A 12,822-nucleotide genomic window follows, 5' to 3' on the forward strand; every position below is an offset into this window, starting at 1 on the left:
CTCCGACAGCCCGAAGACGAGGAGGTCACTCGGCGGACGGAGAGCCGAGCCCGCCGGCGGTCGTACCGTTCACCGCGTCGTCGTCCGCGTCCGCTCCCGAGTCTTCCCGTTGATTCACGTCGGAGAACTCGAAGCGAGCGCCGGCGGCGTTGCTTTCCGTCACGCCGACCGACCAGCCGTGGGCCTCGACGATCCGCTCGACGATGGCGAGCCCGAAGCCCGTTCCCTCCTCGGCGGTGGTGTGGCCGGGCTCGAAGATCTCCTCGCGGCGTTCCTCGGGGATCCCCGGTCCGTCGTCGGCGACGTAAAAGCCGTCGTCGGTTCGACCGACGAAGACGCGAACGCCGTCGGAATCGACCTGCCGGCGGATAGCGTCGTCGTCGACGGCTACTGCGTCCTCGCCGATCTCCTCGTCCGATCCGTGTTCGATCGCGTTCCGAAAGAGGTTCTCGAGGGCCTGTCGAAGCCGGTTTCGGTCACACTCGATCCGCGGGAGGGGCTCCTCGACGACCAGCTCGGCGTTCGCCGCCCGTCCGACCGTGGCCCACGCCCGGTCGACGACGACCTGGAGGTCGGTCTCGGCGGTCGCCTCGACCGAGCGGCCCTCACGGGCGAGAGAGAGGAGATCCGAGATGAGTTCGTCCATGCGGTCCAACGCGTCGTGGGCGCGGTCGATCCGTTCGACCGCGTCGTCGCCGTCGAACTCGCGAGCCAACTCGAGGTTGCCGACCGCGACCGAAAGCGGGTTTCGGAGGTCGTGGCTGACGACGCTCGCGAACTCCTCGAGCCGCTCGCGCTGTCGTTCGAGCCGCCGCTCGCGCTCGAACCGATCGTACGCGGGAAAGAGGTAGCCGACCGTGTCACCGTTCTCGTCGCGCCGTCCTCGTTCGTGGACCCACGTGACGGCGTCGTTGGCGGTGGAGTCGGCAGTGGAGTCGGCGGTAGCACGCCCGTCCGTGGCACCGTCATCCACGGCATCGCCGTGATACGCGCTCCAGTCACGGACGAGACGATACGCGAGATCGACCTCGTCCGTCGTGAGCTCCTCACACAGCCGATCGCGATCCTCGGGATGAACGGAATCGAGCCACGTCTCCCCGGAGAGATCGCCGACCGAAAGCTCCGGCTCCGCGTCCGTCTCGAACACGACCCGCTCCGGATCCCCGTCCGGCCGCCGGTACGCGACGCCGGGTCGAGAGTCGGGGCGGGAGTCCATACCGTATCGTTCGTGTGTGATCCGATATAAGTATTACCTGAATAACATTTGTCAGACGGTCGTATCAAGCAAGTAGAGTACCCGAATTAACGCGTTACAGACGTGGAATAAACGGCTATCGAGGTATCATAATACGGATGATGAATCTGCCGACGGGACAACACGTATGGTGGCGGACGACCACCGACCACCATGCGCGCGGCCGTCCTTCGTGAATACGGCGAGGAGTTGGCGATCCGAGACGTCCCGGAGCCGGAGCCGGGACCGGACGATGCCGTCGTCCGCGTCGACGCCTGTGGCGTCTGTCGCAGCGACTGGCACGCCTGGAAGGGTCACGGGGAGTGGGCCGACGACCGGGTTCCCCGCGGCCAGGTACTCGGGCACGAACCCGCGGGCGAGGTCGTCGCCGTCGGCGACGCGGTCGACCGGTTCTCTCCCGGCGACCGCGTCGTGGTCCCCTTCTCCTTGGGGGACGGAACGTGCCCGCACTGTCGGCGCGGCCACGGAAACGTCTGTGCGGACGGGAACGCCCTCGGATTCGAGCCCGACGCGCCCGGCGCGTTCGCCGAGCGGGTCGCCGTTCCCCGCGCCGACTACAACCTCGTCGAGCGGCCCCCGTGGCTGCCCGCCCGCGACGCCGCGGCGCTCGGCTGCCGATACATGACCGCCTATCACGCGCTGGTCGAGCGGGCCGGCGTCGGCGGCGGCGACCGGGTTGCCGTCCACGGCTGCGGGGGCGTCGGGCTCTCGGCGGTCCAGATCGCGGCCGCCGTCGGCGCACGCGTGATCGCGGTCGACCTCGACGACGACGCGCTCTCGCGGGCCGTAGAACTCGGGGCAGCGGAGGCGGTGTTACCCGAGGAGTCCGATTCGGTTCCCGAACGCGTCCGATCGCTGACCGACGGCGGCGTCGACGTCTCCGTCGACGCGTTGGGGATCGCCGAGACGTGCCGCAACTCCGTCCGGTCGGTCCGCCCGCGCGGGACGCACGTCCAGGTCGGGCTGACCACGGAGGCCGAACGCGGCGAGGTGTCGCTACCGACCGACTGGATGACCCGCTGGGAGGTGTCGTTCCTCGGTGCCCGGGGCATGCCGCCGACGAACTACGAGGACCTCTTCGCGCTCGTGGAATCGACGGGGATCGATCCCGGCGTGCTCGTGACGCGGGAGCTCGAACTCGACGAGGTCTCCGACCGGCTCGCTGCGATGGACGACTACGGCGTTCGCGGGGTCGAGGTCGTCACGGAGTTCTAGGAACGGGTCGCCGCCGGCGTTCTAGTCGCCGCCGACCGGCGTCGACCGACCGGTCGCACCGTCGCCTCCCCGAAGCATCCACGCCGCGCCCGCGGCGAGCGCGAACGCGAGGGCGAGCGCGACGAGGTTCACCCGCTGCCAGGTCGCGGTGTACAACACCAGGTCGCGCCCGAGAAGCAGGGTCACGACGAGCGCCGTCATCGACCCGGCCGCGAGCCGCCGGACCGTCCGCGCCGTCGAGGCGTCGATCCCGGAGATCTCGCCGTCGATCGCATCGGTCGCGACGACGAGCGTCGCGACGAGCCCGAGATGCGCGCCCAGCCCGGCGACGTAGAAGGCTCCCTGCGCGCCCGGCGAGTAGGTGAGAAGCGGGACCGCCCGGGAGAAGACGGCGCTTGCGAGGACCCCGAGGACCGCGACGCCGAGCGCCATCCGGAGGAGTCGGGGCGATCCGCCGCGGTCGACGCTCCCGTCGCCACGGTCGACGCCCGCACCGCCCCACATCGTCGTCAGCCCGAGCAGCGTGAAGATACCCAACGCGACGATCAGGTGGGCGGCGTGCGTCGACACGGTGTAGCCGCCGGGGACGAGCCCACCGATCGTGACCGTGATCGCGCCGACCGCGATCTGGACCGGGAGGATCGCGACCGCGAGCGTCGCCGCGATCCGGGTCCGTCGGTCGAGCGCTCCGACCCAGCTCCAGCCGGCCACGCCGAGTATCAGGAAGCCGGTCACCATGGCCCACACGCGGTGGAACCACTCGATGAAGTCGGGGTTGATCGTCATCGCGGGGATGAGCTGGTCCGAACAGAGCGGCCACTGGGCCTGACACGCCAGTCCGGAGCCCGTCGCCGCGGTGTAGACGCCGAGCGCGAACAGCGTCAGCGTCATCCCCGTCGTCGCCGCCGCGTACCGCCGGAACGTCAGCCACGCGGGCCGAAGACTCATTGTCCGGGATCGGGCTCGCGCGTACTTAGACCGTTCGACCGGTCCGACGGATCGGGAACGCCGACTCGCGCCCGCGAACGCCCGGAGTCACCCTGAGACGCCCGGAATCATCCGGAATCGTTCGGCGTCATCCGGAGAGCTGGTCGCGGGCGCGCCGCGCCTTCGCGGACATCTCCTCGTTGCCCTCGACGTCCGCGAGCGTCTCGACGGCCTCCAGCTTCCGGACGGCGTCGTCCAGGAACGACCGCACGTCGCCGGCGTACGCGTACACCATGTAGTCGTCGGTCATCACGTCGACGATCGCGCCGGGGCCGAGCCCCTGCGCGCGGAGCTCCAGGACGTATCGGATGAACTTCCGCTCGGGACAGCCGCAGTAGGGGTTCGACTGGCAGTCGCAATCGAGGAAGTCCTCGGCGAAATCGAGGATCCGGTCTCGGGTCGTCGAGTCCAGCTTCGAGAGCCCGTCGCCGGTGAAGAGCATGTCGAGCGTCGCGCCCGCGAACGCGCCCTTGGGGACGTTCGTCTCCAGCTGGGAGGCGAGCTGGCGGTGGTTCTTCACGTAGATCTTGTCGGTGAACGCCACGGCTTGCCGGCCGTAGGCCGTCCGGGCTCAAAAGGTGCGTGGTACCCGGAGAGGACAGCGTTCGTCCCCGTGGACGCCGCGTGTCCGCCCCGGCCGTGCGCTTAAGCGGCCGCGACGCCAACTCTCGGGCGAATGGCCGAGCAGCCCTCCAGGGATGACCGGACGGTCGAGACGGCGGATCCCGGGGAACCCACCGACGACCACGCGGACCCCACTGGTGGCCACGATACCGCCGCCACCGACGCCACCGCTGTCGACACCACCGGCGACGCCACCGACGACCCCGTCGACGAGGAGCTCAAACGCCGGCTCCGGGAGGCGTACCTCAACGACGAGGAGGACGCGCTCGTCGTGACCGCGGTCCGGATGGAGGACGACGAGGTCGTCGTCGAGACCCGGCCGCCACACGGCGAGACGACGCACGTCGAGCGGTTCGACGCGCCGCGACACGGGTCGCTCGAGGAGTGTACGGCGTTCCTCGCGTTCCTCGAGTCCGCGGGCGTCTCCCCGCTCGACCTCGACGAACTCGTGGGGACGCGCGTGCCCGCGACGTTCGACCCTGAGACGGGGTGGCGGGTGGCGCGGGGGTCCGGCCGGAGCGGTGCGGACGATGCCGCCGGCAGTAACGTCGACGCCGCCGCGGATGCCGGCGGCGACCCGTCCGCTCGGCGATCCGTCGGATCGACCTGGACGGCGATCGTGGGGTGGTTCCGCGAGTACCGCGACTGGGTGATCGCAGTCCTGCTGGTCGGCGGGGAGCTGCTCTTCATCGCGCTGGTCGTCGTCCTGTTCGCGTGAGTCGGCGTTCGAACGAGCGCGACGACGTTGAACCTCCGAGGCGTCGCCGCTCAAAGCCCCCAGATCGCGACGATCCCGAGAGTGGTCACGATCGAGAGGAGGAGCTGGAGCGGCCCGCCGACGCGCAGGAAGTCGGTGAACTCGTAGCCGCCGGGACCGTACACCATCAGGTTGGTCTGATAGCCGACCGGCGTCATGAAGGAGGTCGCGGACGCGAAGGTCACGGCGAGCAGGAACGTGAACCCGTTGGCGTCGAGCCTCGCCGCGGCGTCGACCGCGATCGGGATCATCAACACGACCGTGGCCACCGGCGTGATCACGTTCGCGAGCAGTCCCGTGACGACGTAGAACAACAGCAACACGGCCACGAGCGGGAGGACGGACCCGGTCGCGACGAGCCCCTCGGCGATGAGCGCGGCCCCGCCGGTCGCCTCCATCGCGAGCCCGAGCGGGACCACGCCGGCCAGAAGGAAGACGACGTTCCAGGAGACGGCGTCGTAGGCGTCCGCCGAGGAGAGACAGCCGGTGACGATCATCGCGAACACCCCGCCGAGGGCGGCGATCACGATCGGGAGGACGTCGAGGGCGGCCAGACCGACCACGGCGGCCATGATCGCGACGGCGACGGGCGTCTCCGGCGAGAGCGGGGCGATCTCCTCCGCGTCCGCCTCCTCGAACCGATCGAGCGCGTCCTCGTGGATCACGAGGAGGTCGTCGCCGTCGGCGAAGTACTCGACCGACTCGGGCGTGGTCTGAACCAGGAGTAGGTCGCCCGCCTCCAGCGGCACGTCCGAGAGGTCGGTGCGGATCAGCTCGTTTCCCCGGCGGATCGCGAGCACCGTCATGCCGTGAAACGCCTTGAGGCGGGACTCGGAGAGGGTCTCGCCGAGGAACCGGGACGTCTCGGGAACGACCGCCTTCCCGAGCCGATCGGCGGAGTCCGCGTCGGTGAACGTCTCCTCGGTGACGCCGCCGCGGTCGACGCGGTCGAGCCCCAGTCGCTGCCGAAAGCGGTTCACCGTCGTTCGTGAACCGTTGACGACCACCACATCACCCGCCTGGAGCCGCTGGTCGCTTCCGGCGGCGAGGAACGTCTCGCCGTTGCGCCGGATCTGAAGCGGCGTCACCGTCCCGTCCGTCCGCTCGTCGATCGCCGCGACCGGGAGCCCGATCGCGTCCGAATCGGGACCGACGCGGAGCTCCGCGAGGAAGTCCTCGAGTTCGAACTCCTCGACGAGGTCGGCGTCGACCGGGACGCGAGCCGGAGTGAGCCACCGCCCGACGGTCATCAGGTACGCGAGCCCGACGAGGAGAACGATCGCGCCGAGCCCGGTGAACTCGAACATCCCGATCGGGCCCCGATCGAGCAGCGTCGCGGCGAACTCGCTGGCGAGCAGGTTCGTCGAGGTGCCGATGAGCGTCAGCGTGCCGCCGAGGATCGCGGCGTACGACAGCGGCAGGAGGAGCTTCGAGGGGGAGACGCCGGTCTCCCTCGCCAGGTCGGTGATCATCGGGATGAACACCGCGACGACCGGGGTGTTGTTGACCACGCCGGCGATCGGGCCGGTGGTGCCGATCGTCGCCGCCAGCGCGCGCGTCTCGCTGCCGCGCGTGAGCCGGGCGAGGTGGACCCCGAGCCGCTGGACCAGTCCCGTCCGCTGTATCCCGGCGCTCAGCATGTACATCGCGACGATGGTGACCGTCGCGGTGTTCGCGAATCCCGAGATGGCGCCGCGCGCACCGACGCCGGTCCACGGCTCCAGGGCCGCCAGCGCGACGACGATCCCGATCGCGGTGACGTCGGTGGGGATGACCTCGGAGACGAAGAGCACCAGCGCGACGCCGATCAACGCGAAGACGACGAGCGCGGCCGTCGGAACGCCGGCGATGACCATGTCCTACCGCACTCGGAGCGACCGTATATGGCTTCGGTCCGCCGGAGCGGAGTCGTCGCCGGAGCGGAGCCGTCGCTCGGCCGTCGTGGTGTGACTCGGAGAAGCGGGCGCGTCGTACTACTCGATGTGGCCTTCACGGCGGAGCTGGTCGGCCTGGTCGTCGGTGTAGCGCCACTCGACGTTGGCCTTCTCGTCCTGCCAGCTCCACGGCTCCGCGAGGACGACGTCGCCCTCGTTGATCCACGTGCGATACTTCATTCGGCCGGGGATCCGTCCCAGCCGCTCCTTTCCGTCCACACACCGGAGGCGGACGTGGTTGCCGCCGAGGTGTTCCGTCACGACGGCGAACACTTCGTCGTCTGAGGGCATTCGGAGGTTCCGACGCCCGGATTCTTCGCTCACGTCGTCCGATAGGAGGCACGTCCGTATAAGTGATGGGAGACGCGAGTCCGCGCACCTCACGAGAGCCGGTGACACGGATCCGATGATACGGAAACGTCCACCGGCGGAGATCACCCGAAGACGACGTCGACTTGCGCGCGCGTCTCCGCCTCGTCGCCGGAGTTGTCGACGACCACCACGTCGCCGCCGGTGCCGCGGACGGCGTCGGTCGCGTCGACCCGATCGAACAGCTCCTTGAAGTGGAGGTGGACGTCGAAGTCGGCGTCGCTTATCCCGTCACGACGACGAATTCGCTCCTTCACCACCGACTCGTCGCACTCGACTTTCACCAGCGCGAATCGGTCGGCCACGTGGTCGGCCGTCTCCCTCGCGGCGGCCCGGAACCGCTCGTCCGCGAACGTTGCGTCGAGAACGACCGATTCACCCTCGACCACGCGCTCGCGGGCGCGCTCGAGAAGCTCCGCGTACACCGCCTCCGTCTCCTCTTCGGCGTAGGTCGGCTCGGGAAACAGGTCCTTGCGGATCACGTCCGTGCGGAGGATCCGCGCGTCGACGTGTTCGGCCACCCGCTCGGCGACGGTCGTCTTGCCGACCCCCGGCAGTCCGCAGACGACGACGAGCGCCGCGGAGTCAGCTGCGGCCAGACTCATTCGAGAAAAGTGTCGATCGAGACGCACATGAACCTTACTCTCGGTCGCCGCGTCCCGTTCACGGACGAGCGAGCGAAGCCTTCAAACCGCGTCCGAGCGACCGCTCCTTCATGGACGCACTCACCTTCGAGCAGGAACCCGAACACCTCTCGCCGATCGTCGTCGTCGCGACGATCGCGTTGGTCTCCGTCTTCGTCGTCGGACTGCTCTACCGGGCGATCGGCCTCGTGATCTGATAGTGATCACCGCGATTCGGGATCGCCGGTCCGATGGATCTCGCGATCCGATCGTCGGATGGACGTGTGTGAGGGACTCGGCGGTACGGCCGGGAAACGTCGAACAGTAAAGTACCTCTCCCGTGGACACACCGGTATGACCAACAGGGAGGTCGACGACGTAGACAAAGCGATCCTGTACGCGCTCCAGGAGGACGCCCGAAACGTGTCCTCCGGCGACATCGCGGAGCGGACCGGTACCTCGGACAGCACGGTCCGCAAGCGGATCCAGCGTCTCGAATCCGACCGCGTGATCAAGGGATACAGCGCCAACGTCGACTACCAGAAGTCGGGATATCCCCTCCGCATGCTGCTCTACTGTACCGCCTCGATCCCCGAACGTGGGGATCTCATTCCCGATATCCTGGACCTCGACGGGGTCGTCTCGGTCCAGGAACTGGTCACCGGCGAACAGAACCTCCTCGTGACCGCAGTCGGCGAGACCGACGGCGACATCACGTCCGTGGCACAGGAGCTTCTGGACATGGGTCTCACGGTCGCCGACGAAGTCCTCGTCCGAACCCACGAGACGACGCCGTTCGGCGAGTTCGACCCGGCGAACCACGCGGCGGAGGGAGAGTAACCATAACGTTCTATAATTGAGAATATTCGAACGATTTGTGAATATGGATAGATTTATCAAACGTTCTGTTCTCAATAGCGAGTAGACACGACCGGAAAGGGATCTCGACCCCATCCCGATCGCCGGGATGACCGAGTCCGTCCCGATCGTCGGGTCGGTCGTACGATGGATCGAACGATGGCAGGACGCACCTCGAAGCCGACGGTCGGATCGCTCCCGGACGCGACGACGGGATCGTCGTACGTGCCGGTTGTACTGACGTGGCTCGTGTGGTCGATCTTCGTCGCGAGCGTCGTCGTCCTCGTCGCTCGAATCCGACTCGGAACCTCGTTGGAGGTCACGGGCGTGATCGGCGTCGACGGTCTGACCGTTCTGCTGTGGGTCGTCGTGGCCTTCTTCAGCGGTATCGTTCACAGCTACTCGCGCCGGTACATGGCCGGGAGCCGCCACGAGACCGCCTTCTTCCTGTCCGTGTTCGGCTTCACGGTCATCGTGATGGGGCTCGCCGCCGCCGACCACCTCGCCCTGTTCGCCGTCCTGTGGCTGGCGATGGGACTGGTGATGGCGGAGCTGATCGGCACCGTCGACGGCTGGAAGCAGGCGCGGGCCGCCGCGAGCGTCGCCCGCACGTACTTCCTCGCCAGCAGCGCGCTCCTCGCCGTCGCGCTGACGACGCTGTGGTGGGCGACCGGCGAAGCGACGATCTCCGGGATCGCCGCGGTCGCGGCCGTCAGCGGCCTCGACGGACCCGTCTGGCTCGTCGCCGCGGTCGCGCTCGTCATCGCGGCGATGATCCAGTCCGCGCTCGTCCCGTTCCACGGCTGGCTGCTCTCCTCGATGACCACCCCGACGCCGGCCTCGGCGCTGATGCACGCCGGATTCGTCAACGCGGGCGGCATCCTCTTGACTCGTTTCGCGCCGGTCGTGACCGTCGACGCGACCCTCATGCTCGGGATCGTGGCCGTCGGCGCGACCAGCGCCCTGCTGGGTAAGCTCCTCAAGGCCGTCCAGACCGACGTCAAGGGCGAACTGGGTTGCTCGACGGTCGGACAGATGGGGTTCATGATCATGCAGGCCGGCCTCGGCTTCTTCGGGGCCGCCATCACCCACCTCGTCCTTCACGGGTTCTACAAGGCGTACCACTTCCTCAGCGCGGGCGAGCGGATCGAGCACGCGAGTCCGATTCACGAGGCGTCCAGCGAAGCGGGCGTCGCCGGCCTCGTCACCGTCCTGCTGACCGGGCTGGCGGGCGGCGCGCTGTTCGCGGCCCTCACCGGGAAGGGAACGAGCGTCGATAGCGGGCTGTTGCTCGCGTTGTTCGTGGTTCTCACGACGCTCCACGCGGCCCGCAGCGTCGTCGAACGCGCCTCGCTTCCGGGACCGGCCCGCTACGGCGCGGTTCCGCTCGTGTTCCTGCCGGCGATCACCGTCTACGCGCTCGTCTACGAGGCGATATCGGGCGTGCTCTCCGGGCTTCCGGTCGTTTCGGCCCCGACCGAACTCGGCGCCGTCCACGCGCTCGTCGCCGTCGTCTTCGTCGCCGTCTACGTCGCGATGGAGGCCGACCTCCACGAGCGCAGTCCGCGTCTCTACGTCGCACTGTTGAACGCGAGCCAACCCGCGCCGAGCACCGTGTTGACCGCCACGGAGGAATACGATGAGTACTGAACACGTCACCGAGGAGCGCACCATCGAGGAACGCACCATCGAGGAACGTATCGACGGGGCGGCGACCACGGTCGGCTCGCTCTGGCCGATCCACTCGTTCGTGACGGCCAACCCGCTCGCCGGCTTCGAGGGGCTGCCGTTCGAGGAGGCGGTCGGGCAGGCCTCGGACCTCCTGGGCGGCCGGGGCTATCCGAGTCCGGAGACGTTCCGGGCCGCCCTCGACCGCGGGCAGATCGATCCCGGGATACTCGACTCGGAGCTGGCCGAGCGCGGCTACGAGGCCGACCCGGAGACCCTGCTGGAGCGCATGGAGGCCGAGGCGGAGTCCACGAGTGCGGCCGGTGGGCCGGAGCTCCGGAACGCGGAGGGGACGGATCCGGACGTACGGCGCGTCGATCGCGTGCTGACGAAGTGGCTATCGGCGTTCCTCGACGAGGGCCAGGCGCGGTGGTCGATGCCGAACCGCGAAGCGGGGTTCTACGGTGCCGTCCGGTCCGTGGCTGCCCACGACGGACGGATCCCCGACGAGGGGGTCGTCGCGAACCTGCCCCGATCCCCGATCGACGCCATCGAGGCCGTACTGGAGCCGTATCCGGAGAGCCAGTGGGTTCCCATTTTCGAGGAGCAGTTCGCCGCGCTCTCGGGATGGACGGGGTTCATCAATCAGCGCACCGCCGCGGACGGCGCGTGGCAGTCGGCCCACCCCATCACGCTCGAGGGATACCTCGCGGTACGGCTCGCGCTTTCGGACGGCTTCGGCGTCGATCTCGAGCCGTCGACCGGTCGCGACGGGGGGACGGTCGGTTCGGGAGACGAGATCGCCGACGCGTTCTTGAGCGCGTGGGAGGCGAGCTACCGCCGCGAGGTGGTCTCCAGCGTCGCCGCCGAGAGCGAGGCGCTCGACGCCGGCGATTCCGAGGTCCTCGCCGACGGCGACGCCTCCGACCGCCCGGACGCGCAGCTGGTCTTCTGTATCGACACGCGCTCGGAGGTGATCCGCCGGCACGTCGAGGCGGCCGGCGACTACGAGACCCACGGCTACGCCGGCTTCTTCGGGATCCCGATGGAGTACCGCGGCCACGGTTCCGAGGTGTCGATCGACGCCCGTCCGCCGATCCTCGACTCGAAACACCACGTCACGGAGACCCCCGCGGATGAGGGCGCACTGGCGAGACACGACCGCTGGTCGAGCCTCCGCGAGGCCGCGGGCGGGGCGATCGAGACGCTGAAGACCAACCCCGCCACCGCGTTCGGCTTCGTCGAGAACGCCGGCAGCGGGTACGGGCTGGCGCTCGCGGCCCGCACGCTCGTTCCCGGTCGCGTCCGCGACCTGCTCTCCGGCGTCGGCGACGCCGTGCCCGACGACCACGAGTTCTGCGACCAGACCGTCGACCACCGGGGCGATCACGCCGGCGACCTGCCGGTCGGGCTGACGCACGAGGAGAAGGTCGAGTACGCCGCGACCGCCTTCGATCTGATGGGATGGGAGCGGTTCGGGCGGCTCGTCGTCTTCACCGGGCACGCGGGCGAGACGGCCAACAACCCCTACGACTCGAGTCTGGACTGCGGGGCGTGTGCCGGCAATCCCGGCGGTCCGAACGCCCGTCTGCTCGCGACCGTCTGTAACGACGAGACCGTCAAGGCCGACCTCCGCGACCGCGGGTTCGACGTGCCCGAGGACACCGTCTTCCTCGCCGGAGAGCACAACACCACGACCGACGAGATCGAGCTGTACGACGGGCACGTCCCCGAGAGCCACGCCGAGGACGTCGAGCGGTTGCGCGCGGACCTCGGCACGGCTCGCGAGCACGCGGCCGCCGAGCGCGTCGGATCGGCGGGAACCGAAGCGGACGGCGCGGCGAGCGTCAGGGAGGCGGAGCGTCGCGCCGCCGACTGGGCCGAGACCCGTCCCGAGTGGGGACTGGCCGGCAACGCCGGCTTCGTCGTCGGGCCCCGCGAGTTGACGAACGACCTCGATCTCGACGGACGCGCGTTCCTCCACTCGTACGACTGGTCGACCGATCCCGACGGCGACGCGCTCGAAGCGATCCTCGCGGGCCCGATGGTCGTCACGCAGTGGATCAACGCCCAGTACTACTTCTCGACGGTGGACAACGCCGTGTACGGCAGCGGGTCGAAGGTGACACAGAACGCGGTCGGAAACGTCGGCGTCTACCAGGGCAACGGCGGCGACCTGATGACCGGACTCCCCCTCCAGTCGCTGATGGCCGCGGACGACGAGCCGTACCACCAGCCGCTCCGGCTCTCGACGGTCGTCCACGCGCCGGTCGACCGCGTCACCGAGACCCTGGCCAACCATGAGGAGTTGACCGGACTGCTCGACAACGACTGGCTCTCCCTGACGGTCGTCGATCCCACCCGAGAGCACCGCGCGTTCCACTACGAGGAGGACCTCGAGTGGACCTCGTCGTCCGAGCGTCCCGACGTTCGCCACGCGGTACCGAACGCGCCCGCGGTCGCGGACGACTGACGGGGGTCGACGGGGCTCGAGGGGTCTCGGATCCGTCCTCCCGACTCACATCCGACAGC

Annotated in this window: 11 protein-coding genes and 1 pseudogene; 6 read left to right on the forward strand and 6 right to left on the reverse strand. The window is 69.0% G+C overall.

Going from position 1 to position 12,822, the window contains the following annotated elements; translation table 11 throughout:
- Positions 1–25: 25 nt before the first annotated feature.
- Positions 26–1,216 carry a HAMP domain-containing sensor histidine kinase gene (locus OKW78_RS05650; RefSeq protein WP_281194248.1) on the reverse strand — a complete coding sequence of 397 codons (1,191 nt, stop codon included), beginning with the start codon at positions 1,214–1,216 and terminating at the stop codon, positions 26–28.
- Positions 1,217–1,408: 192 nt separating this feature from the next.
- Here OKW78_RS05650 and OKW78_RS05655 point away from each other — a divergent pair, with 192 nt between their 5' ends.
- Positions 1,409–2,470, forward strand: coding sequence for a zinc-dependent alcohol dehydrogenase family protein (locus OKW78_RS05655; protein ID WP_281194249.1), 1,062 nt, complete (start codon positions 1,409–1,411; stop codon positions 2,468–2,470).
- Between the two features lie 21 nt (positions 2,471–2,491).
- Here OKW78_RS05655 and OKW78_RS05660 read toward each other — a convergent pair whose 3' ends face one another.
- Complete coding sequence (locus OKW78_RS05660) at positions 2,492–3,361, reverse strand: COX15/CtaA family protein (RefSeq protein WP_321169325.1); 870 nt, start codon at positions 3,359–3,361, stop codon at positions 2,492–2,494.
- Positions 3,362–3,545: 184 nt separating this feature from the next.
- Positions 3,546–4,001 carry a DUF5814 domain-containing protein gene (locus OKW78_RS05665; protein WP_281194251.1) on the reverse strand — a complete coding sequence of 152 codons (456 nt, stop codon included), beginning with the start codon at positions 3,999–4,001 and terminating at the stop codon, positions 3,546–3,548.
- Between the two features lie 132 nt (positions 4,002–4,133).
- Here OKW78_RS05665 and OKW78_RS05670 point away from each other — a divergent pair, with 132 nt between their 5' ends.
- Positions 4,134–4,799, forward strand: a complete 666-nt coding sequence (locus OKW78_RS05670; protein WP_281194252.1) for a hypothetical protein — start codon at positions 4,134–4,136, stop codon at positions 4,797–4,799.
- Between the two features lie 50 nt (positions 4,800–4,849).
- Here the strand turns inward: OKW78_RS05670 and OKW78_RS05675 are convergent, their stop codons facing one another.
- The 3 genes and pseudogenes from OKW78_RS05675 to OKW78_RS05685 all read right to left on the reverse strand — a co-directional run.
- Positions 4,850–6,694: an SLC13 family permease gene (locus tag OKW78_RS05675; protein ID WP_281194253.1), complete on the reverse strand. Its 1,845-nt coding sequence runs from the start codon at positions 6,692–6,694 to the stop codon at positions 4,850–4,852.
- Positions 6,695–6,811: 117 nt separating this feature from the next.
- On the reverse strand, positions 6,812–7,096 hold the full coding sequence (gene eif1A / locus OKW78_RS05680; protein WP_066417331.1) for a translation initiation factor eIF-1A: 285 nt from the start codon (positions 7,094–7,096) through the stop codon (positions 6,812–6,814).
- A 110-nt stretch (positions 7,097–7,206) separates the two neighbouring features.
- A pseudogene (locus OKW78_RS05685) lies at positions 7,207–7,716 on the reverse strand (AAA family ATPase); the annotation flags it as partial.
- A 140-nt stretch (positions 7,717–7,856) separates the two neighbouring features.
- Between OKW78_RS05685 and OKW78_RS05690 the strand changes: the two are divergent.
- The 4 genes from OKW78_RS05690 to OKW78_RS05705 all read left to right on the forward strand — a co-directional run bounded on the left by OKW78_RS05690 (position 7,857) and on the right by OKW78_RS05705 (position 12,763).
- The gene (locus OKW78_RS05690; RefSeq protein WP_281194254.1) at positions 7,857–7,982 is read left to right on the forward strand and encodes a hypothetical protein; all 126 of its coding nucleotides are present in this window, start codon (positions 7,857–7,859) and stop codon (positions 7,980–7,982) included.
- Between the two features lie 136 nt (positions 7,983–8,118).
- Entirely contained in the window at positions 8,119–8,604 is a 486-nt protein-coding gene (locus OKW78_RS05695; RefSeq protein ID WP_281194255.1) for an Lrp/AsnC family transcriptional regulator, read from the forward strand.
- 177 nt (positions 8,605–8,781) lie between these two features.
- Entirely contained in the window at positions 8,782–10,272 is a 1,491-nt protein-coding gene (locus tag OKW78_RS05700) for a proton-conducting transporter membrane subunit (RefSeq protein WP_281194256.1), read from the forward strand.
- Complete coding sequence (locus OKW78_RS05705) at positions 10,262–12,763, forward strand: DUF2309 domain-containing protein (RefSeq protein ID WP_281194257.1); 2,502 nt, start codon at positions 10,262–10,264, stop codon at positions 12,761–12,763. Before OKW78_RS05700 ends, OKW78_RS05705 begins: the two co-directional genes overlap by 11 nt.
- The last annotated feature ends 59 nt before the right edge of the window (positions 12,764–12,822 follow it).

This window comes from Halorubrum sp. F4 (assembly GCF_027257195.1).
Lineage (GTDB): Archaea > Halobacteriota > Halobacteria > Halobacteriales > Haloferacaceae > Halorubrum.